At 41.4% G+C, this 26,197-nt stretch carries 25 protein-coding genes; 4 read left to right on the top strand and 21 right to left on the bottom strand.

Annotated elements, in window-relative coordinates:
• Positions 1 to 182: 182 nt before the first annotated feature.
• Complete coding sequence (locus OTG27_RS09375; protein ID WP_268936756.1) at positions 183 to 2,342, bottom strand: PAS domain S-box protein; 2,160 nt, start codon at positions 2,340 to 2,342, stop codon at positions 183 to 185.
• A 277-nt stretch (positions 2,343 to 2,619) separates the two neighbouring features.
• Between OTG27_RS09375 and OTG27_RS09380 the strand changes: the two genes are divergently transcribed.
• Entirely contained in the window at positions 2,620 to 3,645 is a 1,026-nt protein-coding gene (locus OTG27_RS09380; RefSeq protein ID WP_202317351.1) for an acyltransferase family protein, read from the top strand.
• A 204-nt stretch (positions 3,646 to 3,849) separates the two neighbouring features.
• Positions 3,850 to 5,610 (top strand): B12-binding domain-containing radical SAM protein, encoded by a 1,761-nt coding sequence (locus tag OTG27_RS09385; protein ID WP_095391730.1) that lies wholly within the window; start codon positions 3,850 to 3,852, stop codon positions 5,608 to 5,610.
• A 36-nt stretch (positions 5,611 to 5,646) separates the two neighbouring features.
• On the opposite strand, the gene OTG27_RS09390 is transcribed toward OTG27_RS09385, so the two are convergent.
• Complete coding sequence (locus OTG27_RS09390) at positions 5,647 to 5,793, bottom strand: hypothetical protein (RefSeq protein WP_164468810.1); 147 nt, start codon at positions 5,791 to 5,793, stop codon at positions 5,647 to 5,649.
• Positions 5,786 to 5,950 carry a hypothetical protein gene (locus tag OTG27_RS09395; protein WP_057278994.1) on the bottom strand — a complete coding sequence of 55 codons (165 nt, stop codon included), beginning with the start codon at positions 5,948 to 5,950 and terminating at the stop codon, positions 5,786 to 5,788. The genes OTG27_RS09390 and OTG27_RS09395 overlap by 8 nt, the downstream gene beginning before the upstream one ends.
• 122 nt (positions 5,951 to 6,072) lie before the next feature.
• On the opposite strand from OTG27_RS09395, the gene OTG27_RS09400 reads away from it, so the two are divergent.
• Entirely contained in the window at positions 6,073 to 6,408 is a 336-nt protein-coding gene (locus OTG27_RS09400) for a DUF3905 domain-containing protein (RefSeq protein ID WP_034314168.1), read from the top strand.
• Positions 6,409 to 6,477: 69 nt separating this feature from the next.
• On the opposite strand, the gene OTG27_RS09405 is transcribed toward OTG27_RS09400, so the two are convergent.
• From OTG27_RS09405 to OTG27_RS09470, 14 genes are all read right to left on the bottom strand, one after another.
• The gene (locus OTG27_RS09405; protein WP_034314170.1) at positions 6,478 to 7,455 is read right to left on the bottom strand and encodes a quinone oxidoreductase family protein; all 978 of its coding nucleotides are present in this window, start codon (positions 7,453 to 7,455) and stop codon (positions 6,478 to 6,480) included.
• Between the two features lie 16 nt (positions 7,456 to 7,471).
• Complete coding sequence (locus OTG27_RS09410) at positions 7,472 to 8,251, bottom strand: enoyl-CoA hydratase/isomerase family protein (RefSeq protein WP_268564749.1); 780 nt, start codon at positions 8,249 to 8,251, stop codon at positions 7,472 to 7,474.
• Between the two features lie 17 nt (positions 8,252 to 8,268).
• A complete protein-coding gene (locus OTG27_RS09415; protein WP_268936757.1) occupies positions 8,269 to 9,048 on the bottom strand; it encodes an SDR family NAD(P)-dependent oxidoreductase in 780 nt (259 codons plus the stop codon).
• Positions 9,049 to 9,077: 29 nt separating this feature from the next.
• Positions 9,078 to 9,836, bottom strand: a complete 759-nt coding sequence (locus OTG27_RS09420) for a 2-phosphosulfolactate phosphatase (RefSeq protein ID WP_268936758.1) — start codon at positions 9,834 to 9,836, stop codon at positions 9,078 to 9,080.
• A 4-nt stretch (positions 9,837 to 9,840) separates the two neighbouring features.
• Positions 9,841 to 10,902 (bottom strand): phosphotransferase family protein, encoded by a 1,062-nt coding sequence (locus OTG27_RS09425; RefSeq protein ID WP_268936759.1) that lies wholly within the window; start codon positions 10,900 to 10,902, stop codon positions 9,841 to 9,843.
• A gap of 29 nt (positions 10,903 to 10,931) precedes the next feature.
• Positions 10,932 to 11,333 carry an acyl-CoA thioesterase gene (locus tag OTG27_RS09430; protein ID WP_063576973.1) on the bottom strand — a complete coding sequence of 134 codons (402 nt, stop codon included), beginning with the start codon at positions 11,331 to 11,333 and terminating at the stop codon, positions 10,932 to 10,934.
• Positions 11,334 to 11,348: 15 nt separating this feature from the next.
• A complete protein-coding gene (locus OTG27_RS09435; RefSeq protein ID WP_268936760.1) occupies positions 11,349 to 12,128 on the bottom strand; it encodes an enoyl-CoA hydratase in 780 nt (259 codons plus the stop codon).
• Complete coding sequence (locus OTG27_RS09440; protein WP_268936761.1) at positions 12,128 to 13,012, bottom strand: 3-hydroxyacyl-CoA dehydrogenase family protein; 885 nt, start codon at positions 13,010 to 13,012, stop codon at positions 12,128 to 12,130. Before OTG27_RS09440 ends, OTG27_RS09435 begins: the two co-directional genes overlap by 1 nt.
• 43 nt (positions 13,013 to 13,055) lie before the next feature.
• The gene (locus OTG27_RS09445; protein WP_063576976.1) at positions 13,056 to 13,619 is read right to left on the bottom strand and encodes a TetR/AcrR family transcriptional regulator; all 564 of its coding nucleotides are present in this window, start codon (positions 13,617 to 13,619) and stop codon (positions 13,056 to 13,058) included.
• 72 nt (positions 13,620 to 13,691) lie between these two features.
• Complete coding sequence (locus OTG27_RS09450) at positions 13,692 to 15,302, bottom strand: long-chain-fatty-acid--CoA ligase (RefSeq protein ID WP_307730054.1); 1,611 nt, start codon at positions 15,300 to 15,302, stop codon at positions 13,692 to 13,694.
• 37 nt (positions 15,303 to 15,339) lie between these two features.
• Positions 15,340 to 16,113, bottom strand: a complete 774-nt coding sequence (locus OTG27_RS09455; RefSeq protein WP_268936763.1) for an SDR family oxidoreductase — start codon at positions 16,111 to 16,113, stop codon at positions 15,340 to 15,342.
• Entirely contained in the window at positions 16,110 to 17,339 is a 1,230-nt protein-coding gene (locus OTG27_RS09460) for an acyl-CoA dehydrogenase family protein (protein WP_268936764.1), read from the bottom strand. Before OTG27_RS09460 ends, OTG27_RS09455 begins: the two co-directional genes overlap by 4 nt.
• Before the next feature lie 107 nt (positions 17,340 to 17,446).
• Positions 17,447 to 18,769 (bottom strand): ATP-binding protein, encoded by a 1,323-nt coding sequence (locus tag OTG27_RS09465; RefSeq protein ID WP_268936765.1) that lies wholly within the window; start codon positions 18,767 to 18,769, stop codon positions 17,447 to 17,449.
• 190 nt (positions 18,770 to 18,959) lie between these two features.
• Positions 18,960 to 20,354 (bottom strand): TrkH family potassium uptake protein, encoded by a 1,395-nt coding sequence (locus OTG27_RS09470; protein WP_289352305.1) that lies wholly within the window; start codon positions 20,352 to 20,354, stop codon positions 18,960 to 18,962.
• A gap of 190 nt (positions 20,355 to 20,544) precedes the next feature.
• Between OTG27_RS09470 and OTG27_RS09475 the strand changes: the two genes are divergently transcribed.
• Positions 20,545 to 20,736, top strand: a complete 192-nt coding sequence (locus OTG27_RS09475) for an alpha/beta-type small acid-soluble spore protein (RefSeq protein WP_034314196.1) — start codon at positions 20,545 to 20,547, stop codon at positions 20,734 to 20,736.
• A gap of 51 nt (positions 20,737 to 20,787) precedes the next feature.
• Here OTG27_RS09475 and OTG27_RS09480 read toward each other — a convergent pair whose 3' ends face one another.
• The 4 genes from OTG27_RS09480 to OTG27_RS09495 form a co-directional block, all read right to left on the bottom strand.
• Positions 20,788 to 22,080 carry an anti-sigma factor domain-containing protein gene (locus tag OTG27_RS09480; protein ID WP_268936766.1) on the bottom strand — a complete coding sequence of 431 codons (1,293 nt, stop codon included), beginning with the start codon at positions 22,078 to 22,080 and terminating at the stop codon, positions 20,788 to 20,790.
• Positions 22,077 to 22,820 carry an RNA polymerase sigma factor SigI gene (gene sigI, locus OTG27_RS09485; protein WP_054397036.1) on the bottom strand — a complete coding sequence of 248 codons (744 nt, stop codon included), beginning with the start codon at positions 22,818 to 22,820 and terminating at the stop codon, positions 22,077 to 22,079. Before sigI ends, OTG27_RS09480 begins: the two co-directional genes overlap by 4 nt.
• 353 nt (positions 22,821 to 23,173) lie before the next feature.
• On the bottom strand, positions 23,174 to 23,956 hold the full coding sequence (locus OTG27_RS09490) for a TerC family protein (protein WP_268936767.1): 783 nt from the start codon (positions 23,954 to 23,956) through the stop codon (positions 23,174 to 23,176).
• A 260-nt stretch (positions 23,957 to 24,216) separates the two neighbouring features.
• Positions 24,217 to 25,776, bottom strand: a complete 1,560-nt coding sequence (locus OTG27_RS09495) for an aldehyde dehydrogenase family protein (protein WP_268936768.1) — start codon at positions 25,774 to 25,776, stop codon at positions 24,217 to 24,219.
• Positions 25,777 to 26,197 lie beyond the last annotated feature (421 nt).

Here is a 26,197-nt window from a genome sequence, read left to right on the forward strand (position 1 = left end):
CAATGATTTAAAAGCAGGACAGCCCCTTAAGTGAAGCAAAAATGTTTATCATCATTACAACCCTCATTTGAAATCCCAGGATAATGATGATGGAACAAAAAAAGGAATCCGATAAAGGATCCCTAATGAAGTATCCATGCTTTCCGTTAACTTAAGAAAGGTATAGAGCATCCCCTTCTACATTACTCGAATGGCAAATAAATATGAAAGCTCGTCCCTTTTCCCACTTCGCTTTCCACTTCTATATAGCCATTGTGTTCTTCAATGATTTTATAGCTGACCATGAGCCCCAGTCCTGTTCCCCTATCCTTCGTCGTATAAAAAGGTTCACCCAATTTTTTTAGCATTTCCGTTGAAATCCCCATGCCTTTATCAGTAATTGAAATGCAAACGTATTTCTCTGAAAATCGGCTTGTTTTAATGTGAACAGATCCGCCATCCGGCATGACTTCCAATGCATTTTTGATGATATTAATGAACACTTGCTTTAACTGGTTCGCTTCACATAAAACCTTACATTCATCTTCTTCAAAGTTTGTCTCGAATTGAATATTTTCCAATAGTGCCTGAGCGGCCAGTAATTCCAGTGTCTCTCTCAATATGGTATGAACGTCCTGTTTGAAAACTTTTAGCGCCTGGGGCTTTGCCAGAACCAAAAATTCCGTGATAATGGTTTCGATTCGCTTAATTTCGGATGTAATCACATGAAAATAAGTGGAAAACTCCCCTTTAACACCATCCTCAAGCAACTGGATAAAACCTTTTAAAGCTGTCATTGGATTCCTGATTTCGTGAGCAATACCTGCCGCCAATTCACCAACGACATTCAAAGTATCCGATTTACGGATTTGTTCCTGCATTTCGAGATTTTTACTCACATCACGGAAAATGCTTAAATTCAGATTCGAATATAAATTTTTCCTTGTCAAAAATTCAATATGCTTAACTCTTCCATCTTCGAATGTTATCGGAATGATGGAGGAGTATACCTCATGCTTATAAACATTTTCAATGTGAGAGTTCAATTCTGAAGCATTTTCAGGAATTTTTTCGATGAACCCCTTAACAGATAAAGAAAGCAGTTTGCGCTTCGAAATCTCCAATATTTTCTGACCCGCTTCATTAATATCCGTGAACCCTTCATGATTCCATAAAATCAGGCCGTCTAATGTTCCCTCAAAAATCTTCCTGAACTTCTTCTCACTATCCCTTAATTCCTTCTCAATCAGCCAGCGCTCACTGACATTTCGAAAGATCGTTACGTTATATCCGTCACCTTCATGTTTTTTTGCAGTCAATTCCAGCAATTTAATTTGGTTATTAGGCATTTTATAAATCAGCTCACCACGCACCTGAGTGTCTCTTTCAAACGTTTCCATCATCTGACTAAAATGGTGATTGTTACTGTAAACGTATTTCCAGATATAACTGCCAATCAAATCCTCCCTGCTGGATTCGAATATTTTACATGCTGAATGATTGACCCGAAAAATGATCCCGTCATCATTCCAGAATATGATTGCATCCATGGACTGGTCGAATAATTCCGCAAAAATCCGTTCGCTCGTCTCTAACTTTTTTTCTATTATATTTGATTCTGTGATTCTTCCAAGCACAGACATATATAGTTCATTTCCTACCGTTGAACTTATCGAAAAAGTAAAATGATGCAGTTCATCCCCGACCTTTATCTCTACCTCCCCTTTATAGTTCGACTCATCAAAGGCTCTTTGTATGCTCTCATCCCAATATCCCCGATAATCTGGGGAGATGAGGTCCCTCATATTCTTACCGACAATCTCTTTTTTCGGAATTCCCAAGGCAAGGATAAAGGCATGGTTCACTTCCATTATTATTCCTGAACTGTCGAATAGAACGATGCTTTCTATGGCTGTATCGAAAATGTCCAAAAACATCTGTCTTGACATCCCTGTTTCCCTTGACGAAGAAACATCCAATGTCACATCCCCCAAACGATAGAACTGCTGTCCTTCGGAAAGTGATCCCATTCGTATAAACTCTATTTGCTTAAGGGCTCCTGTATGTAGCTGGATAATTTGCCTTTCACTTTCATTCGAGGTTTTTAGGGTGCTTGACACTTCCTGGTTATTTAAAGGGATGACATCGAGAAAATCAGTTATCCTCATGGACTCCAGTTGATCTTTAGGTGTTTCCAGCAGGGCACAAGCGGCATCATTGGCATAAGTGAGACGCAGCTCCTCATCAACCCTGATATAAGGCTCTGACATTGAATCGAACATATTCAGAAACCCTTCGATCTGTTTATTCAATTTTAAAATTTCCTGTTTATATTCCGTTTCACTCTCATAACCGATATTCATATTAACCCCCCTCATCAAAACCCATACCTACCCAACCATATTCGACATCCATCTTGATTTTCCTCGGTATTTTTCGAATATCAGCACAAGCACCTTTATCCAAAATTAACCTATATATCAAATGATAGTATATTGAATGCTGTAAAACTTAGCGTTAAGCTTAATTTAAGGTTTTTATAATAAATTTAATAAATAATGATTTAGTACAAGGTATTTAGGGAATAAGAAATAACAATGCTTTCTAGCTACCTTAAAATTTATTAAATGGAGGCAATAAATGAAACAACGTGATTTTTTCTTCGATAACGCCAAGTTCATTCTCATGGCATTTGTCGTCTTTGGTCATTTGCTGAATACGTATATACATGACAGTGAAGCGATATATGCTTTATATAAAACCATTTATTCCTTTCACATGCCTGCCTTTATCCTTGTTTCAGGATTCTTTGCGAAAGGTTTTTATCAAAAAGGGTATTTAGGTAAAATTACTAAAAAGCTGATTTTACCCTACATCATTTTCCAATTGATATATACCGTTTACTATTATTTCTTATATGAACGTTCTGCCATCACTGTAGACCTGCTTGACCCCCAATGGTCGCTATGGTTCTTGATCAGTTTATTCTGTTGGAACATCATGCTGCTTGGTTTCTCAAAGCTAAAGCCATCAGTAGGCATAGGTTTATCTTTAATAATCGCATTATTGATTGGTTATATAGACAATATTTCCAATTACCTTAGTCTCTCCAGGACATTCGTTTTTTTCCCGATGTTTTTGATTGGGTACCATTTAAGCAAGGAACATTTAAAAAAACTATTCACTCCCAAAGTTCGTTTGGCATCACTTATTGTCATGTTAGTGATTTTTATCGGTTTTTATTTAAATACCGATATTAATTATAAATGGCTGCTCGGTTCGAAACCATATGCCGAACTTGAAGATGCGACAATCGTGTCCATGTTTAAACGCCTGGGATTTTATGGATTGAGCATCATTTCAGTGTTCAGCTTCCTTTCGTTCATCCCACGCAGACAATATTTCTTTACGAATTGGGGTAAACAAACCCTTTATGTGTATCTGCTGCATGGTTTCTTCATTCGTTTCTTCCGCGAAAGCACCATACAGGAATACTTCAGCAATACAGAGAGCTTTATCATGCTCGCCGGACTCTCTTTCTTGATTACCGTGTTATTATCAAGTGAAATGATCGCTTCCATGGCACAGCCGATCATCGAATTGAAGGCGACCAAAACAAAACGATTCATGACTAAAACGAAAGACTATATTAAACAAGCGTTTTAAATAAAACGGATGAAGCATTTCCTGCTTTATCCGTTTTTTCAAATTCGTTTTCTTATCCGACTTTCAAGCAGAAAAGATTCCCCTTCAATACCATAACTCATTTTTCAAATGGAGCACGCTATGGTAAAATAACTCGTTAGTGCTTGTTGGCTTAAAAAGACATGTACACGAAAGGAGCCAGGCGTTTCTTTTACGCCCTTTAACATGAATATAATAATCAGTACTCTTAACGCAAAATATATCCATACATCGCTATCCATCCGATATTTAAAAGCTTACGCCCAGCCTGATTATGATGTCCAGCTGGCAGAATATACGATAAAAGATCCAATTATGAACATCGTTGGTGACCTTCATTCCAAAAAACCTGATGTCATAGGGTTCAGCTGCTATATTTGGAACATCGAGGAAACAATGAAAGTCGTAGCCATGCTTAAAAAAATCAACCCGGAATTGGTCATCATTCTCGGCGGACCTGAAGTCACCTATGATGTTGGGGAATGGCTTGATCAGATTCCCGGGGCTGATTTCATCGTAATCGGTGAAGGTGAAGTCACCTTCAAGGCCCTTTTATCTGAAATTGAAGGTTCGAATGACTATAAGAAGATCGGCGGCATTGCGTACCGACAGGATGGAAAAAAAATCATCCAGCCTCAGAACGGCAAGGTTGATTTAAAATCCCTCCCTTCTCCATATCGTTTGGAGGAAGACCGCGGCGACCTATCTAAACGTGTCACCTATATCGAAACTAGCCGAGGTTGCCCGTTCAGCTGCCAATTTTGCCTTTCATCGATTGAAGTGGGTGTCAGGTATTTTGATCGTGAAAAGATTAAAGAAGATATCAGGTACCTTATGGCTAATGGTGCAAAGACCATTAAGTTCGTTGACCGAACCTTCAATATCAGCCGAAGCTATGCCATGGAGATGTTTCAATTCTTAATCGATGAGCATCTTCCCGGTGTGGTTTTCCAGTTCGAGATCACGGCGGACATCATGCGTCCGGAAGTTATCCAGTTCTTGAACGACAATGCCCCTGCAGGACTGTTCCGCTTTGAAATAGGGGTACAATCGACGAATGATCATACGAATGATCTAGTAATGAGAAGACAGAATTTCGAAAAACTGACCAGGACCGTAACCATGGTAAAAGATGGTCAGAAAATTGATCAGCATTTAGACCTTATTGCCGGTTTACCGGAAGAAGATTATCATTCTTTCCGAAAGACCTTCAATGATGTTTTCGAGCTTAGACCCGAAGAGATGCAGCTTGGTTTCTTAAAGATGCTTCGTGGAACCGGCTTACGGATACGAGCCGATGAACACCAATATATATACAGCGAACATGCTCCTTATGAAATATTGGGGAATAATGTTTTATCCTTCGATGACATTGTCCGCATTAAACAAGTTGAAGATGTACTTGAAAAATACTGGAACGATCATAGAATGGATCATACTACGGAATATCTTGTCAAAACGGTATTTCAATCACCGTTCGACTTCTTTCAAGATTTCGGTACCTATTGGGATGAACAAGGGTGGTCACGAATCGGCCATCAGCTTGAAGACTTGTTCAGACGTTTACAGCAGTTTTTGGCTTCCCGGGAATCTGCCGAACTGAAAAACATTATCGGACTCATGAAATTGGATTATTTCATGAATCAAAAATACAAACCACGTAAACCTTGGTGGGAAGCTTCATTAGATAAAAGTGGTCGGAAAGAGATATATGAATATATTCTCAATAAGCCTGAACAGCTTGGTTCCTCTTTCACCGCTTTGGCCCTAAATGAAAAAGAAATACACAAACACACGTTGCTCGAGGCACTTCCCTTTGATTTGGAAACGTATTTAGCCGAGGGAACAATCGTCGATAAACCTTCATTCATGCTTGCCTATTTTGACCCGAGTGGTAAGGGATCAACGATTTTCCCTCTTTCAAAATCCGGCAGCATCATGCTTTAATAAAAAGGACGGACCCAAGGCTGGGTCCGTCCTTTTTTACTTATCACTTTCACGTTTTTTATTTTCTTTTGCCAAAATTTCATAAATTTTAGTTGCGTTCATATCGCCGCTGAATTCGATTCCAAATTCAGTTCGTACATGTTCACCCATCTTTTCCCCGCTGTTCCGTTTTTCTTTATCCATTACTTCTTCCTTTTCTGCCTTGCTTTGAATTGCGGTTGGCACCTTTCATTGCATTTTCCTCCATTGCGAACTCATTGGAAAATTCATTTTCAGCTTGATTTCTTTTTGGCGTTTTACTTGCTTTGACAGCTCCATCCACATTGGCTTTCCGTTTCATTTTCATCCACCCTTTTTAATATAGTTTACCTTTTAGAATGGGGTAAAAATGCCGGAAATTATTCAGGGATAATATAGGGACAGACGAGAAAAATAACCGTAAAACGAAAAGGGAGACACTACATGAAAAAGAAATTGGATTCACCAATTGTCAACGATACACAGCCACACCAAATTAACGCACCAAGCTTTAAAGGGACCGGCATAAAACCACAGGCTCCATTCGTCAATGATTATGGAGTCGTCATTGGCGACAGTAAATATGCCTCTGAAAACTCACCACTCGAAAACTGGAGCGAAGATACAGACCCGGAAATCATGGCTGGAGACGAATGGGTACACCCCACCAATGATATAGGCTGGAATTCAACTGAAAACCGCCAACTATTAGAGTCTAAAATAGCGCCGCAGCCGCCTTTCATGCATCCAGATAAAGATGTTAGCACTGATACGGATTGAGGCGTGCTTTCTTTAGGGTCAAAGGAACAAGTGAAATCCTAGAAGGGGTGCATCATACACCCCTTATTCTCATTTAACCTGCAAAATCAACTTCCCTTTCGTTTGCCGGGCGTTCATTTCCTCATGAACGGCTGCTGCCTTTTCAATTGGGTAGATGCCCCCGATAGTTAACTTAAGCTCCCCAGACGCAACGTATGCAAAAAGGGCTTGAATGCTAGGCAACAGCAAATCCGGGTGTTTCATGATCTGTGGCAGGAAAAATCCCACGACGGATTGATTGCGCCTCATTAATTGCTGCGGGTTCATCGTATAAGGCTTACGACTTGCATTGCCGAAAACAACAAGACGTCCAAAGGGAGCCAAACATTTCAACGTTTTATTGAAAATATCCCCTCCAGCCATTTCCAGCGCGACGTCTACTCCCTTTCCCCCCGTGACCTCACGGACTTTCATTTCCCATCCTTCTTGGGTGTAATCAATGAGTTCATCCGCCCCCATCTCTTTAGCCAGTTCCAACTTTTCCACTGTACTGGCGGTGGCAATCACTTTTCCAGCCCCGAAGATTTTGGCTAACTGTACGGCAATCGATCCCACTCCCCCTGCAGCAGCATGGACCAATACCGTTTCACCCTGTTGCATGCGTCCCATTGTCTTAAGAATATGATAGGCGCTCAGACCTTGGAGGGGCAAGGCAACAGCTTCATGGAACTGAATGGCATCAGGAAGCGGAATGGCCGAGAATTCATCAGAAAGGGCATATTCTGAATATCCACCAGATTCAATTAAGCTGACGACCCTTGTACCAGGTTTGATTTTGGTCACCTTTCCACCGACTTCCACCACTACGCCAGCCACTTCCGCACCGGGAATGAACGGAAGCGGCGTAGGAACTACATATTGCCCTTCCCTTCTGGCTGTATCTGCATAATTGACGCCTACACAATCGATTTCAATCAGAACTTCATGCCCTGTTGGCACAGGTCTTTCCATTTCAGTCAATTTCAGTACTTCCGGTCCGCCGTATTCTTCAAAATGAATAGCTTTCATCTTTATCCCTCCCTTATTAATTTCCTGTAAATTCCGGCTTTCTTTTTTCTTTGAATGCCGCTACCCCCTCCAGATGATCTTCCGTGGAAGCCATCAAGGTTTGCGTAATACGTTCCTGTTCCAGTATTTCATCAAGTGTAGCCGTAAATGAATGGCTGACGAGCTTTTTCATCATCCCATATGCTTTTGTCGGTCCATTTGCCAGTTTTACCGCAAGTTTCAATGATTCCTCTTCAAGTTGATTGAGTGGATATAAATAATTAATGACACCTAGCTGATATAAGCGTTCCCCGGTAATTGGCTCGGCCGAAAAGAAGAGCTGCTTTGCAAGGTGGGGCCCTACTAATTTAGGTAAAAAATACGAACCCCCTCCATCAGAGATCAGGCCTACCTGTGAAAAACTCATGGCAAATTGACTATCATCGGAAGCCACGATCAGATCACAGGCGAGTGCCAAATTGAATCCGGCACCAGCAGCAAATCCATGGACGGCAGCGATTACAGGAACCTCGGAAGCACCCAGAGCCAATATGCATTCATTCATTCTGCCAACATGATCATACAATTGACCTGCAGAGGCCTGCCCCATTGACTTCACATCGCCTCCTGCAGTGAATGACCTTCCCGCACCTTTGATGATGACTGCCCTTATATGCGGTGTTTGTTTAACATCCTTAATCGCTTTCGTTAAGCTTGCAATCATATCCGGACTAAATGCATTCAAGCTTTCAGGGCGATTCAAAGTCAGGATCATTACATTATCGATTACTTCTTTCAATAAGTGTTCTTTTAACATTTACCCATCCCCTTTTTCTATTTGATCAACCAGCCGCCATCCACCAATAAATCCGTACCAGTCATATAGGAAGCCTCCGGGGAAGCAGCAAAGGTGATGACATTACTTATTTCCTCCGCTTTCCCCACTCTTTCCAGTGCCGTGTTCCGTTGAATGGACTTTACGAATTTTTCATTTTGCAGTCCATCCTCCGTCAATGGCGTTTCAATGAATCCCGGTGATACGGAATTGACCCGAATGCCGACTGCAGCGAGTTCCAGTGCCAAAGATTTCGTTAAACTGATGACTCCGGCTTTAGCAGAGCTGTAATGCGGGATGAACGCTCCTGCCTGATGTCCTGACAGTGAAGCCACATTCACGATTGCCCGATTGCTGGAACCTTCAATTCCGCCACTAGCCCCTTCTTCCATCAATTTCCCCAAATACTTGGAAACTAGAAAGACACTTTTCAAATTGACATGTTGAATCATATCCCAATCAGCTGCAGATGTATCCAGGAGCTTCGAGGACTTTGAACCACCTGCGTTATTGATTAAAATGTGAAGGTCACGATATTTTTCCTTCACATACTTGGCCAGCTCCATTACCTCTTCCTCGACGGTAACATCTGCAGGGAAAATATCAGCAACCGGAATCGGGTGCCTGGCATTGATTTCTGCAGCTGCTTCCTCCAGCTTTCCTTTCGTCCGCCCTACCAACAGCACTTTTGCCCCTTCGTCCGACAAGCGCATCGCCGTAGCTTTCCCAATACCAGAGCCTGCACCTGTCACCACCGCTATTGACTGCGAAAACCTCATCCCCTTCACTCCTTATCTTTATTTTTGAACTACGATTCCTGCCTTTTCAATTCCGCCTCGATCCTTCCATCCACCAACTCTGGGACAAGATCCAACGAACCTTTTTGCGCCGCCAATTCCAAATCGGCGATCAAACTATGTTTGTCAAACAACTGTCCGACATACGATGATTTCAGGATATCAAAGGCATTTTCGCTATTCGTGCGATAAAGCGCATTGGCAGCCTTTGCTGCATCGTTGAGTATGAACGTACCTTGTGATCCAGCAATCAGGCAATCTATCAAATGGCCTGCACCGTAAAAGTCTTCCAGACTGAATTCACCTGAATTTCCCGAACAAACGATGAGGATCGTTTCTGTTTTATGATACTTTTTTATTTTTTCCGCAACAGACGGATTATTCAACAAAGAAGCAATATAAACCCTTTTGGCAGCGGCTGAATTCCTCAACGCGACCGTTCCATTAGTAGTGGACAATATTAAAGTTTTGCCGCGTACCAACTTACTCAATAGCGTTGGACTTGGATACATTAAATCATCAACCGGCTTTGCTTTTAGTTCTCCTGCCACTACAAAATCGCCATGGTCCAATTCCTGGCTTTTCACCAAGGCATCCAGTGGATCCATGACAGGTATCACCTGGCGTGCTCCATCATGAAGTGCTGAAATAATCGTGGTAGTCGCTAATAACACATCCAGGATGACCGCAACTTTCTCCCCTTCTTGAAGCTTTTCCACATCTATCTCTTCTTTTTTTAGTAGTAAATGAATGTTTTGAATATATTCCATTTTATTAAACTTCCTTCGCAGCTACATTTGCAGCATGAGTGAGTAAGCTTTTCACCGTTTTTCCAAGATTGGAAAAACGGGGATCATCAGTCTGGCCTTTTTTATATCGATAATAGATTTGCTGAAGGATGACAGCTAACTTAAAATAACCAAAGGTTAAATAAAAATCGACGTTGGTAACATCCCTGCCACTTCTTGCTGCATACGTCTCGATTAACTCCCTTCGAGTCAGGAAACCAGTTAAAGTCGTGACGGACGCTTGACCCACACCGATTTTGATAAGTTCCGGGTCACCGCTTTCAGTCCAGTAGCTTAATGCCACTCCTAGATCGGCCAGCGGATCACCAACCGTGGACATTTCCCAATCAAATAAACCAACCATCTCTGTAAGGTCCTGATTGAACATGGCATTATTGATCTTATAGTCATAATGGATTATTGAAGTCTGGCTATACTTCGGGATATTCTGTTGAAAATAATTAATAAGCGGACGTATTTCCTTTATTTCATCAGTCTTTGCTCCCTCATAGCGGGAAATCCATCCGTGTACTTGTCTTTCAATGAACCCTTCAGGTTTGGATATTTCGACCAAACCCGTTTTCTCATAGGGAATCGAGTGAAGATCAGCAAGCCGATTCACCATCACGTATGAAAGCTGTCGGCACTTTTCAACAGTAGGCTCGATTCCCTTCGGAAATTCAGTATCTATTACAATTCCATGTTTCCTTTCCATTAGGAAAAAAGGGGCCCCCGCAACCGATTCATCATCCGAGAACAGAATAGGCTCGGGAGCTGCTTGGAAATATTGGTTGATTGAGGAAAGGATATGATGTTCACGCTTCATATCATGTGCCTTTGGAGCAACAGGGCCAAGCGGCGGCCTTCTGAGAACAGCCTCCCACTCACCAACTTTCAGCTGATAGGTCAAATTGGAATAGCCCATAGAAAATTGTTGTAATTCCAACGGTTCATTTGGAAGGTCACATACATTTTTTCTTAGGAAACCTTCTAATGCACCAATATTCAATTCCTCGCCGGGCCGAACAGGAATCGTATCGTCAACCATGTTCTTCCACTCCTTTAGACTTTGTCATTCTAATTATGAACAAGATGTGAAATGAGCTTTTCTTTAATAAATTCAGGAATAGGTTCACTTTTTTGTTTCAAAAAATTAAAACAGACTAAAACTGCACTTCCTTTAGCAATCACTTCCCCAGTTTGTGAACAGAGGATATCATGGACCATATCACAGCTTTTCGTACCTACCTTTGTCAAAGATGTACGAATGGTCAAGAGTTGATTGAAATATCCTTGAGCAATAAAGTCGCATTTAGTGGAGGCTAACAAAAAATTCCAAGATTCTACATTTGTCGCTAGGCCTAAAGCTTCAAAAAATTTCAGGCGTGCTTCTTCGAGGTATACGAAATAGCTTGTGTTATTGATGTGGCCCAAAGCATCCGTTTCGGAAAAACGGACGTTGACTTCCAATTCATGCATAAGACCCCTCCTTTATTAACGATGTACGAAAGCAGGTTTACGTTTATCCAAGAAAGCGGAAACTCCTTCTTTAACATCTTCAGTTTGGAAGATTTCTTCAAAAAGATTCGTTTCAATCTCTAGACCTTGTTCAAGTGTTGCCTCACTTCCTTCATTAATCGCCTTCTTGATTCTCGAAAGTGACTGAAGTGAGTGCCTTGTCATTCGTGAGGCCAAGATTTTCGCTTCCGATAAGCCGCTGCCTTGCTCAACGACTTTATTGACAAGCCCGATCTTTTCCGCTTCCGCGGCACCAAGCGGATCACCGGTAAATATAATCTCTTTTGCCTTTGCATTTCCTACAAGTCTTGACAAACGCTGTGTACCGCCAGCTCCAGGGAATAAGCCTAATTTCACTTCCGGCAGTCCGATTTGAACTTGTGTTTCAGCTACTCGCAAATCACAGGCCAGTGCCAGTTCGCATCCGCCGCCCAAGGTCAGGCCATTTAATACAGCCATCGTAGGTTTAGGAAACTGTTCGATTTTAGTTAGGACGGCATGACTTTCCTTAACCATTTCTTTTATATTCGGGTTCCCCATCATGCTAGGGAATTCTTTTATATCAGCCCCGGCCGCAAATGCGATATTGCCGGCACCGGTTATGAGTACCGCAACAGTTTCAGTATCTTTTGAAAGTTCATCGAAAGATTCTCCCAATTCTCTGAATACTTGTTTACTGATTACATTTAATGGAGGATTATCGATGGTGATGACCGCAAGCTTATTTTCCTTAACCACTTTAATTAATTTTGTCATCAATTCTTCACTCCTTGGTTTGGATAATCATACCAGCCTTTTCCTGTTTTCCTGCCTAAATGTCCTTTATTCACCTTTTCTTCTATACAAGCATTTGGCTTGTCTTCTTGATTTCCAGTTTCATTGAAACGCTGCTGCATGACAAAATACCCTACATCAATACCTGATAGATCCATCAGTTCAAAAGGACCAATGGGATGGCCTAAAGCTTTCCTGCAAATCAAATCGATATCCTTATAGTCAACAATTCCTTCTTCATACAAATATAAGGCCTCACGCTGCAACGCTCCCAAAATTCGGTTGGCTATGAATCCCGATATCTCTTTCCTCAACAAAACTCCTGTCCTATTCATATTCTCTGTGACTTCCATTGCAAGCTTCGCTGTTTCCTCGGATGTTTGGTCACTCATTACAACCTCAACGCAATCCATTACTAGAGGCGGGAAAAAGAAATGCATATTAATGAACTTATCCGGACGATTCGTTACACTCGCAATCAGGCTATTGACAATCGTTGAACTATTCGTGGCAAAGATGGTTTCTGCTGGTGCCATTTCTTCAAGTTTGGCGAAAACCTCCTGCTTCACATCAAGTTTTTCAACTACCGCTTCAATGATCAAATCAGCCCCACTGGCCGCTTTCTCAAGATCGGTGGTATATTGAAGACGGCTAAAAGCAGCCAATTTACGATCTTCAGACAATTTTCCTTTTTGAACCCATTTAGTCAAAATGACGTCCAATTTTTCTTTGGCTGCATTCAACGCGTTTTCATGAACATCCTGAAGAATCGTTTCGTAACCTCCCAGTGCAGCAAGCATCGCAATTTGATGCCCCATCTGCCCAGCCCCAATAACGGTAATTGATTGGATTTGCTTGTTGGCCATGCCTTCTATCTCCCTTCGACTAACCGGTTAGTATGTAACCTGGTCACGCTTCAATTCCCTGCAGAATCATCCCCATAAAAATGGCTGCAACTTCCTGTTCGGTTTTTTCACCTTCTGGGTCGAACCAATGATAGCTCCAATTGGCCACACCCAAAATAGCAAAAGAGATGATCGATGCATCGAGATTGGAACGCAGTTCTCCGCACTCGATGCCACTAATCAGAACTTGCTCGATTTTATTTCGGAACTCATCCCGCTTAGGAAGGATTTGTGCAAGCTTATCGTCACTTAGATTCTTCATTTCACGGAAAAAGACCGTTGCGCTGGATTTTTTGGTTTTAATGCTCTTTAAAAGCATCAAGACCATATCGAAAAGTTTATCCTTGCAGCTTTTCCCAGGTTCCAACATGATTCTTTCCTGATCGCTAAGCAACTCGTCGATATAAGCTAGATGAATATCCATTAGCAACTGCTCTTTGCTCGTAAAGTAATAATAAAACGTTCCCTTCGTCACCCCGACCGATTCGACGATATCAGAAATCGACGTTTCACTAAAGCCCTTCTTTTCAAATAAGCGTATGCTATGTTCTGTCATTTTTTCTTTCATGTATGCATCCTCGCAATCTGTTAAAATTTCAGCTGAATTGATATCATACGCTTTCGTGCCATCAAAGCCCTTTTATTGCCTGGAAAGTTCTTCTCTTAAAGCCCGCCTTAAAATCTTTCCGACATTTGTTTTCGGTAACTCTTCACGAAATTCAACGAAATGCGGAACTTTATAAGCCGATAGGTTTGCACGGCAGTAATCGATGATTTCCCGTTCATTGGCCGTTTTATTATTTTTAAGTACAAGCACCGCTTTTACCGACTCCCCTCGGTAAGCATCTGGAACTCCGATGACAACGGCTTCCTGGACAGCTGGATGTTCATAGAGAACTTCCTCGACATCTCGCGGATATATATTATAACCACTTGCGATGATCAAATCTTTTTTCCTGTCGACAATATAGAGGTATCCATCTTCATCAACTTTGGCGATATCACCCGTATAAAGCCAACCATCCCTTAGGGTAACCGCCGTTTCCTCTGGCATATTCCAGTAACCTTTCATCACTTGAGGCCCTTTGACGACCAATTCCCCCAATTCGCCAGATTCCACTTCTTTTGTTCCATCTCCCAGGTCCATCACTTTATATTCAGTCGAAGGGACACCAATCCCGACGCTCCCAGGTTTCCTTTTTGCAAATGCCGGATTACAATGCGTTGTTGGCGAAGCTTCCGTAAGACCGTAGCCTTCCAATATCTTCGCACCTGATTTTCGTTCGAACTCACGCAGCAGTTCCACGGGCATCGGTGCACTTCCGCTGTTACAGACCTGAATGGAGCCCATTCCATATTCTTCTGCCTTCGGATGATTCGTCAACGCTACATACATGGTCGGTACACCAGGAAAAGTGGTCGGCTGTTCACGCTTAATCGTTTCCAGCACTTCTTCTATTTCAAATCGTGGCAGCATGATGGAGTCACCCGCGATATACACGGATAAATTCATTGCGGACGACATTCCAAAAACATGAAAAAGCGGGATGACCGACAGCGTTCTTTCAGTCCCTATTTTTAATTCATGCTTGAAGAATTCATACGTTTGAACGACATTGGCCAGAATATTGCTGTGTGTCAGCATCGCCCCTTTTGAACGGCCAGTCGTTCCTCCTGTATACTGAAGAACGGCTATATCATTTTCCGGATCGATTGATACGGGATTGATTTTTCCGTCTCCTGTCTTCATGAATTGATCAAAAGACGCATCAGGCTGAAAATCTGCATCCGAAGTCTGCAGGCTTACGACGACAATATTTTTCAAATTTGAATGTTGATGCACACTTTTCACTTTCGGGTATAATCCATCCAATACAACGATCGTTTCTGCACCGGAGTCCTGTAAAATATGCTGCAGCTCCCTTTCAACCAGCATTGGGTTGATTTGGGTGATAATGGCTCCTGTTGTCAATGATCCATAATAAGCTATGACATACTGCGGACAGTTAGGCAGCATGATGGCGACACGATCACCTTTTTGAACACCTTTTTTTTGCAAGGCTGAAGCAAAAGCTCGCGACGCATGAAAAAGTTCCTGATAAGATATCTTCCGGTCATAAAAAGTAATAGCTGTATTGTTTGGATGGGACTCACATGCATTTTGAAGGATTCTTTGCATCGGGAACTCAGGGACTTTTATTTCCTTTGAAATTGAATCAGGATAAACGGAAAGCCATTTTTTTTCATTCATCATTTCATACCCTCCAGCCATATTTACTTACCTTTCATTACTTTGCATGTGAACCCCCATCGACGATCAAAATATTACCAGTCACAAAATCAGATGCCTTTGAGGCCAGGAAAACCGCTGCCCCTTTCAAATCATCATCACTCCCTAACCTTTTTAGCGGCGTGGAATCCAAGATAGGATTCTTTCCTTGCTCAAGAACCCCTTTCGTCATTTTTGTCGGAAAGAAACCGGGTGCGATTGCATTAACATTGATATTATACTGACCCCATTTAACGGCTAAATCCTTCGTTAAAGTAATGACCGCCCCTTTACTCGTATTATATCCGACCGTATCGAGCACCCTCGGGTCGGTACCCCCTAATCCGGCAACGGAAGCGATGTTTATGATTTTCCCATGTCCCTGCTCAATCATGACCCTGCCTGTTGTCTGGCTCATGATAAAGGTTCCGGTTACATTGACATTCATCACCTTCTGCCACGCTTCAAGGGGCATGTCGACGGCTGGTGCCCCCCAGGATGCCCCGCTATTGTTCACTAATATGTCGATGGCTCCAAATTCACGGTAAGTTTCGTTAACGACTTCCTGGACATCTGACGGATTGGTGATATCACACTTGAAGGAAAGCGCCTTGACTCCAAGCTTTTCGATTTGCGAGGCAACTTCGTCACATGCTTCCTTCTTCCTTGAACAAAGTACGACATTTGCCCCAGCTTCGGCAAATCCTGTCGCTATTTGTGCTCCCAATCCTCTCCCTCCACCGGTTATGATCGCCGTCTTGCCAGTTAGATCGAATAAGTCGGTAACTTTCATATTTTCACCTCATGCTTTTGTTGGTATTTTCGAAGTTCAATTTTAGCAACTTGTGAGCGGTGAACTTCATCGGGACCATCAGCAAGCCTTAAAGTCCGTGCATTGGCCCAATGAGCAGCAAAAGGGAAATCATCGGAAATCCCGGCGGCTCCAAAGCCTTGGATGGCCCTGTCCAGCACATTCAATGCCATATTTGGCGCCACCACTTTTATCATCGCAATCTCCGCCTTCGCTTCCTTGTTCCCGACGGTATCCATCATATAGGCAGCTTTTAAGGTCAGAAGTCTTGCTTGTTCGATTTCAATCCGTGAATCAGCAACCCACTCCATGATTACACCTTGTCTCGCCAATGTTTTACCAAAAGCGACACGATCTTGAATGCGCTTACATAATTCTTCAAGTGCTCTTTCAGCAGCGCCGATCAGCCTCATGCAATGATGTATCCTTCCCGGTCCGAGCCTTCCTTGGGCAATCGCAAATCCTTTTCCTTCACCCCATAGAATATTCGTTGCCGGGACCCTTACATTTTCAAACGTGATTTCGGCATGGCCATGCGGGGCATGATCATAACCAAACACAGGGAGCATTCTTTCGATTTTGACACCAGGCGTATCGAGCGGGACAAGAATCATTGACTGTTGTTCATGCTTGGCCGCCTCAGGATCTGTCTTACCCATGACGATGGCAATCTTGCATCGGGGATCGCCTGCTCCTGAAGACCACCATTTTCGGCCGTTGATGACATACTCATTACCCGTCCTTTCAATCCTGCATTCGATATTGGTCGCATCGGAAGACGCCACTTCCGGTTCCGTCATCGAGAAGCATGAACGGATTTCCCCAGCAAGCAAGGGCTTCAGCCAGCGTTCTTTATGTTCATCCGAGCCATATCTCACCAACACTTCCATATTACCAGTGTCCGGCGCATTACAGTTGAAGATTTCAGGTCCTATCGTCGACCTACCCATGATCTCGCAAAGCGGGGCATATTCTAGATTTGTTAAACCCGCGCCATAACCGCTATCAGGTAAAAATAAATTCCATAATCCTTCTTCTTTTGCTTTTGCCGTCAATTCAGATAAAATCGGGGGAATTTCACTCCAGCGGCTTTTCTGTGCTTCGAGCTGCTTTTTGTAGGTCGATTCATTTGGGTAAACGTGCTTCTCCATGAATTCCGTTAACTTCATTTCCAGATTTTTCACCTTTTCAGTATGTTCAAAGTGCAAATTGAATTCCTCCTTTTAAACTTACTAACCGGTTAGTATGTTATTACTTTTAAATTATATACACAAGATTCTGATTTTTTCAAATAATTCAATCTTTTGTTTTCTTGTCATTCAAGATCCCGCATCTTGACCTTTTCGTTCTCACTATATTGCTTTTGTTGCACGGTTGGAAATATACAAACGATTTTCGTACCTTTTTTCAGTTCACTTGTGATGAATACTTTTCCTCCATGCTTTTCGATGATTCTAAAACAAACGGAAAGACCCAAACCCGTTCCTGATGTTTTTGTAGTGAAAAATGGTTCTCCTACTTTTTGAAGGGAGTTTTCCGGAATACCATCCCCTTCATCCAAAATGCTCAAAAAAACTTCCCCATTTTTTTCATTTATGCTCACAAAAATATTTCCGCCATTCGGCATCGATTCTATGGAATTTTTTATCATGTTTATTAGCACTTGCTTGATTTGGTTTTCATCAAAGTACATAAAAATTGGTTCTGAATCATAATTTTTATGAATTTGAATATTGTTCAGTACAGCATTTGTCTCCAACAGCGTTACGGCATGGTTGCAGCTTTCCTTTATATCCTTCTCAAGGAATACCGCCCCAGTGGGTTTCGATAGCAGCAAGAGTTCATTCAGCACTTTCTCGATTCGATTTATTTCCGAAAAAATAATATCGTAGTATTCCTCCTTTTCGGCACCGCCATCTTTAATCAGCTTCACGAATCCCATTATCGCCGTCATCGGATTCCTGACTTCATGTGCAATCCCAGCCGCAAGTTGGGCGGCAGTTGATAACTTGCTTGATGTGATTGCCAAATGTTCGTTTAGGCTCACAAGCTTTTCCTCCGCATGTTTACGTTCATTGATTTCCGATAATATGCCCGCCGTCCCGATGAATTTCCCAGTGTCATCGTAAATAAGTTTAACAAATGCCTCCACCCAGCTTGTTCCCTTTTTCGCATTTAGTTTAATGTCCGCACGAAAATATTTATCCCCTCGATGAAAGGAGTCCGCAAAGGCCTTTAATACGTCTTGATAAGATTTGTTATCCATATGTTTAGAAAAGTGAAGCCCCAGGGATTCATTCACGGAGGCACCACTCATCGATTTCCATGCCGGGTTTAAGTACAACCATTTTCCTTTATCATCCGTTTGGAAAATAACCTCATTGAAGCTATTGACCAATTCTTTAGAGTAATTGGAGAAAATGCGATAACGCCCTTCGCTATCCTGCAATAAAGCTATCGTTTTCCGTTTATGATCATAGATGGCACCCAAACACCAGGCTATGGTTAAAATTACGACTAAATATATTCCTGCAAAGGCGGAAAACCTGCGTTCTTCATGACCCAGCCACCCTAAATAGGGTAATATCAATACAAAAAAAAGAACAGGGACAATGATCCTTCCAGTATATTTCTTCATATTTTCCACCTCCTTACCAAAATGATTTATACTTCATCCGATCGAATTCCAAGAAAGGGATCAAATTATGCATATTTGAAATGGTAGGACACTCACTTATAGGTAAATTTCAACATTTTATCCATGATTCCTGCAAACAACACAAAAAACCTTCCCACGGGTGGAAAGGTCACTGTTCAACTTAAATCATTTACCCAATGATGACGCGTTCTTTTGGATAATGGAAATTTTCCGTAACTTCTTTATGGCCTATGATATACAGGAGGGAGGTTATCCCAACACGGCCAATGAACATAATGATCATAATGACAATTTTACCGGTATTGCTGAGGTCAGGTGTAATTCCCATCGAAAGGCCGACTGAACCGAAAGCCGAACATACTTCAAAAATGATTTGCATCAAAGTGAAATTTTCGGTAATGGATAATATGAAGACCGCCATTATGCAAAGAAGCGATCCCATGATCATAACCGCTGTCGCTTTTCGGATATCATCGGGATGAATCTCCCGTTTGAAAACTTTTATGGAACGCCTTCCTCTCATGAAATTCCATAAAAATAGAATCATGATGGCCAGTGTAGTTGTCCGGATTCCTCCCCCGACTGAACTTGGGGAGGCTCCAATGAACATCAATATGCTCAACAACAAAAGGGTCGGTTCCGAAAAATCACTCACATTCATGGTTGCCAACCCGCCGCTCCGCGTATTGGAGGACATAAACAATGAGTAAAAGAACGATTCATGCCAGTTCTTACCTTTAAAGAACCCATTAATTTCCAGTAGGTAAATCAGGATCGTTCCCCCAACGATAAGGGAAAAGAAAGTGACTGAGGTCAGCTTCGTGAACAAAGAAAAATGAAACTTATAAGTACGTGCCTTATTGGACAAAAACTCCCTCAGCTCAATCAAGACAGGAAACCCAATGGCTCCAAGGGTAAGCAGGATAATCGTTATGAACTGTACAAAATAATCGTCTTTAAATGGAATCATCGATATACCGGTAATATCAAAACCAGCATTCGTGGTGGCACTTACGGCTAAAAATAAGCCATTTAAAAAGGCTTCTTTCCCGTCTGGAAAATAATTCAGAAAGTAAATGCCTAAAACGAGAGCCCCTATCATTTCAATTACGACAAATATCTGAATGATTTGGATCAATAATTTAACAAGACCGGAAAGATTCGATTGGTTTTGATCTGTCATGATCAATTGTCTTTCCTTCAAGCCGATTTTCTTGCCAACAATAAGCCAGAAAAAGGTTCCGAGTGTCATGATGCCTATACCGCCAAATTGGAGAACGAACATGAGAATGAAATAGCCTACCTCATTATACACTTCGGGCAAACTTACAACTGTTAGACCTGTTACACTAACTGCACTTACGGCTGTGAATAATGCATCCATGAACCCAAATTCCACGCCTGGCTTTAGAGCGACCGGCAGACTCAACAGTACGGTCGAGATGCTGACTGCCAAAACATAATAACCGACGATAAGCTGAGCTGGTGTTAACTTTGATAATAATTTTTTGATAGCAAACATAAAGAGTTTCCTTTCTTGCTCCTTTATAGTTATGCAAATCACATAACCATTAAAAATCTAGTTTACCCTTTTTTCATTCTTTTTTCCATTCTCTTTTAAAACTGACTTACTTACAACAAAAAGGCAGGTTTACCAATAAGTTTGATGCTGCTCGCATAAGTAAAACTCCACATTCTACTTATACTATCATTACAGCGGCAAAAGCCGTTGAAAAAGTAAAGGGGAGATTCAAATGGCTAACAGCAGTAACAACCTTCTTGTTCCAGGAATCGAACAAGCATTAGAACAAATCAAATATGAAATTGCATCTGAATTCGGTGTACAATTAGGTTCCGATACTTCAGCACGTGCCAATGGTTCAGTTGGTGGAGAAATCACGAAACGTCTTGTACAACAAGCACAATCTCAACTTAAAGGTCAATAATTCACAATTAAATATCCATGGCTAAGAGTCCAGCTGCATGCTGGACTCTTTTTAATGATTATGTCCATTTCCATTTCCATTATTGCCTTTACCCCTTTTCGACTTATCCCAATCTTTCCTATCTTGTTTATACTGCTCACCCTGTTTACCTTGTTTAACTTGTTTTTCCTGTTTATCTTGTCTATCCTGCGTATCCTGTTTATCTTGTCTATCATGCCTACCCTGTTTATTTTGCTTATTTTTATTGTCGGGCTTTATAGAATCATCACTATTTTTTTCTTTGAGTGATGAAATTTTTTTTTCATCGAACTTTTTATCATTCTGTTCATTTTTCTGCTTGTCCTTTGATTGGTTGCTGTGATATCTATCCGATTTCCCTTTTGACTCGTTGCTTTTTTCCTTATCTCCATTTATCGCATTCCGTTTTCCACTTGTATCTTCCCGTTCGGTTTGTTCCTTAATTTCGGTAACTCCCGCGTTTTTCCGTTCAGTCGGTTTGGTTTCATTGGCCGGCTTTTGTTTTATTTCATTTTCATTATTCTCTTTTTTCTTTTCTCCATCCGATTTGTTTTCCGCACTTAGCATTACGCCCTTTTCTTTCGGAATAACAACGTTTTCCTCGACTTTTTTAACTGGCGCCGGGGCAGGCTCCCTCTTATTGACCTTTATCTTATCTTTATCTTCATTCAACTTCTTTTCGAGATACTTACCCGTGGATATGCCTTGTTCCCTAGCTTGCTTCCGATCGCTTTTTGTTGCCTGGATCACTTTCATCTTTGTTTTGGAAACATTATCCTGCTCAGATATTTCTTTTATCTCCGCTTTTAAATTCTTATCCAGTTCTTTATTTTTTTCCATTAACGTTGTGGAAACGACTATTTGTTTATTTCCTTTCAAATAACCAAGTTGCTTCGTCGTTTCAACGATTCGGTTTGTAACAGCCTTTATATCCTTGCCTTTCCAGTCCTTCAGCTGACCGATCACAAGCTTTCCGTCTTCATTTAATCCTGTAAGCTTAAGAACTTCTAAATCATCGTCAAGCTCCAATTCAATGCTTGGATTCACATCTATCGTCATATATGCCGACACAGGACCAGAGAAATAAGAAGGAAGAATTGAAAAGAGAATCAGGAAGGTGGAGGCAATGCTTAGCACGGCCGTTTTTTTGAAAGATGAATGAATATTGGAAAGGGCTAAAGTGAATTTTTGTTTTGCAGGTGAAAAAGTGATTTCCTCACCCACTTCATATTCCCTTTCCTGCCTTTTTGTTTTCAGAAATTCACCCTCGGGGGTCAATAGGGTTACAAATCGTTTATTAACTGAAAGAATAACTCCTTTTTTCATTCATCGATAGCCCCTTTTATATAATCATTCAAATACAAAAAATCTCCGTTTATTATGATTGCCACGGCAATGATGTATTTTCTGTTCCGTTCAATCGTTTTTCTGCTTACTTCCACTTTTCCCTCAAGCTGTTTAACGGGCAGCCGCTTTTTTGCAAACAGGATTTCCTTCAGTTCGTCATCTTCCATTAACAATTTAGCGATCATAATAGCTCCCTTCCTGGCATCTGCATGTTTGGGAGAGTTTTCAACTAAATCCTCAAATGACAGACCAAAATCCTCTAGATGGCTTATATAAAGCTGAATTTCTTCTTTTCTTCTTTCTGATTCCTTCTGCATCTCGTATTCATTGATGGAATTTTCATTATCGATATAAATTTGGCTTTGATCATTCTCATCATTCAGTGTTAAATCCAATAGGATTTCTTTATGTTTGGACTGGCTTCTTAAATAATCTATAACCCTTCGTTTAACGAGGGTTTCGGCAAATGCCAATAAAGAACGGCCTTTTTCCGGGGAGTATTTTTCAATTGCCTCGTTAAAAGCAATCATTCCAATACTGAATTCATCATCTGATTCGTATATGTAACGTTTGCAAACCGATGAGACTGTTTTTGCAATAAAAGGTTTGAATGACTCTATAGTATCATTACGAAGGCTATTATCGCCTTGTTGAATTTTCAATACGGTTTCTTCTAAAGAACGCTTTTTTTTGAATGCTGTAAACAACAAACCAAGCATTTGCTCACCTCGCTCCTGTTGAACATAAAATACGCATCAACATACTTATCTTAAGCGGAGGGAGTCTAAAAGACAGTACCAAAAGAACTATTTTTGCGATAAAAATGAAATCACACAATTTATCAACATGATAAAATACTTAGTTTTTTCTCGTTTGTTACAGTGCAATTACAGTAAAATATCTTTTTCCGTTTTTTTGCCCAATACAATGGGACAATTGTCATTTTTATAACCGGAATTTAATATTCACATCTTTTAACATATCATTCGTAAACATACCTGGGCTTTTGAGGGTCATCTCCATAAATACTTTAAGAAGCAAAAAAAATAGGCGTGACCAGCACGCCTGTTTTTTACGCTTCCTGTATTTTTTTCTCTTCTTTCTCTTTTTTTTCTTTTCTGCTTGAAATGATCCATGCACCTGCTGCAATTCCAATCAATACAGTCCAGAAAATCGATTTCCAAAGAGTTGATTCAGGGAAATGATGATCAATGAAAGCAAGTGAAGGGTGTGCAAGTGTGTGTACCGCCAATTTCACACCAACCCAACCCACAATCAAAAATGCTGCCGTTTCAAGAGAAGGACGCCGATGAAGCAGCTTAACGAACGCATTTGCTGCAAATCGCATAATGATCAACCCGATCATGCCGCCGAGGAACATGACAGCGAATTGCCCTCCGTCAATACCGCCGACTTTCATCCAGCCTGTTGCAGGAAGTGTAACAGCCAGCGCGACGGCAGCCAACATGGAATCGATTGCGAAAGCGATATCAGCCGCTTCAACCTTTACCACGGTCATCCAGAAGCCGGATTGCTTTTTAGGTTTCGTGATTTCCTTCTCACCTTTACCAGCGTATTTTTTGTAAATGTGCTGAAAAGCGATGAAAAGTAAATAAATCGCACCGATTGCTTGAACTTGCCACACCTCGACCAGAAAGGAAATAAGGAATAGACTGGCAAAACGGAAAACAAAAGCTCCCATCAGACCATAAAACAAGGCTTTCCGCTGTTGTTCTTTTGGCAAATGTTTAACCATGACAGCCATGACGACTGCATTATCTGCAGCCAGTATCCCTTCTAATCCAACCAAGATAAGTAGGACCCAGCCATATTCCAATAACATTGATGCTTCCATCCATTCAACCTCCAATAGTGGTATTTCCTTCCTATTGGCATTGGCAAAAAGAAAAAGACCTCTGCCGTATAGGCAAAGGTCTTGCTGAACATGAAATCATGTCAACAAAGCCGATGAATGTTTAACATTCACGTAATGACGACTTTGTTTTAGGGCGAACCCTAACGCTACTCCCCTTTGAAAAGGAAAATCAGTTATTAAGTATATTAATAGTATACGCGCTCGTTATGAAAATAACAATCTTTTTTTATAAACGGATCTCATTTTCTGGTCCTTTTGGATAATTTTATCAACGATAAATATTCTTTGCCGAAACGAATCCAGTTCGGTTTGGCAGAAAAATAGTTCTGAAACAGCGATAAAAAACTCGTGTATTTCCCTTCATATGGATACCATTGTATTTCTGTATCGTTTTTACCTTTATCGATCATGATTGCTTTTTCATGGCAGAAAATCTTCAATCCATGCTCGCCATGATAGCGGCCAACCCCACTTTGTTTGGCACCGCCAAATGGTAAATGATGATTAGCAACCGTAATCAGCACATCATTGATCGTCACCGCACCGGTTACTAACCGTGATGCAATCCGACTTGCTTTTTCCCTATCCATTGTCCAAACGCTGGAATTGAGTCCATATTCACTTTCATTTGCCAGGGCGATCACTTCTTCCTCCGTATCGAAAGGCATAACAGGCAACACGGGTCCGAACGTTTCTTCTTTCATGATTTTCATGGAATGATCGACATTGGAAAGAATCGTCGGCGGAATGAAATGGGTCTGCCCCGTTTTCCACTCTTTCGGAGGTGTTCCGGTTTCAAGTACCGCCCCTTTATTCAGTGCATCCTCCAGTTGGTCAGCCACAATATCGACTTGTTTAGGGAAAGTCATTGAACCGATATCATCCTGCGATTGCACCCCCTGCCTCATGGACTTCGTTTTTTCTTTAAGAAGCATCAGGAATTCCTTATAAACAGGACGTTCCACATAAACCCTTTCAACACTCATACATACCTGCCCACTATTTGTGAAAGCCCCCCAAAGAGCTCCGTTCACAGCCCGTTCCAAGTTAGCATCACGCAGAACGATCATCGGATCCTTACCGCCAAGCTCCAAAGTCGTTGGGATCAGGTCTCTTGCTGCAACCTCACCAATCATTTTTCCGGTCCTTACAGATCCAGTAAAAAATATATAATCTGGTTTTAGCTCAGTTAATGCCGCACCCAATTCTTTCCCTCCATGGGCAAACTGTATTGTTCCTTCTGGGAAACCAGCTTCAAGAAACAGATTTTCGATGCACGTCCCAACTAAAGGAGTTACCTCTGATGGTTTGGCGATGACCGTATTTCCAGCCGCTAGGGCATTAAGAATGGGAACCATGGAAAGCTGCAGCGGATAATTCCATGGTGAAATGACGAGAATCGTTCCACGGGGCATATAATGGACATAAGATTTTTTACCAATTAACAAGAGTGGAGTGGTGACCTTCCGCCCGGAAAGAGTTTTCACTGCATGTTTCTCGATATGCTTGATTGCATCGATCGTTGGCATGATGTCAGCAACCAGCGCTTCAATTTTCACTTTTCCCGCATCTTTTGAAATGACTTCTGCTATTTCATCCATCCTTTCAACCATCAATAAACGGAGCCGTTTTAAATAGTGCAGCCGTTCCTTGATGGGAAGATTCGACCATGATTGGAACGCATGTCTTGATTTCATATATATATGAGGAATCGAATTCAATGGTGTTGGGACGATTTCCGCAATCTTCTCACCTGTTGCCGGAGAAAACACTTCCAACTTGTCATGTATTTCTTCCATAACTACTCCCCTTGCTTTAATCTTTTTTTATCGGTACTCCATATCATTTTTATGCTTTAAATAAAGATCGACCGAGGAGGAACACCTCCTCTGAAATGCAGCAAAACTTATCGGCTGCACAGCTGTCAAAACGCCGTTTTAAAAGTGAAATTAGGATGCCTGGAAGAATTGATTAGAGCGCCTGAGCACTTTTCTTGAACAGATATACGTTCTTATACTTCACAAAACGTACGAAAATTCTCCCCTGAACCCTCTTTATATAATGCCAGAGACAAAGCAGCCTGTATAATATAATCGCTTGGAACCAACTTCACAACCGGTTCTTTCTCTTCATAAGATTCCTGACCGACTCCCTGCCGCTTAATCGGTGTATTCCCCTTAAGATGAATTACACTAACAAATTCGTTTACAGTTTACTGTA

It is taken from the genome of Peribacillus sp. AS_2, assembly GCF_026891895.1.
Lineage (GTDB): Bacteria > Bacillota > Bacilli > Bacillales > DSM-1321 > Peribacillus > Peribacillus frigoritolerans.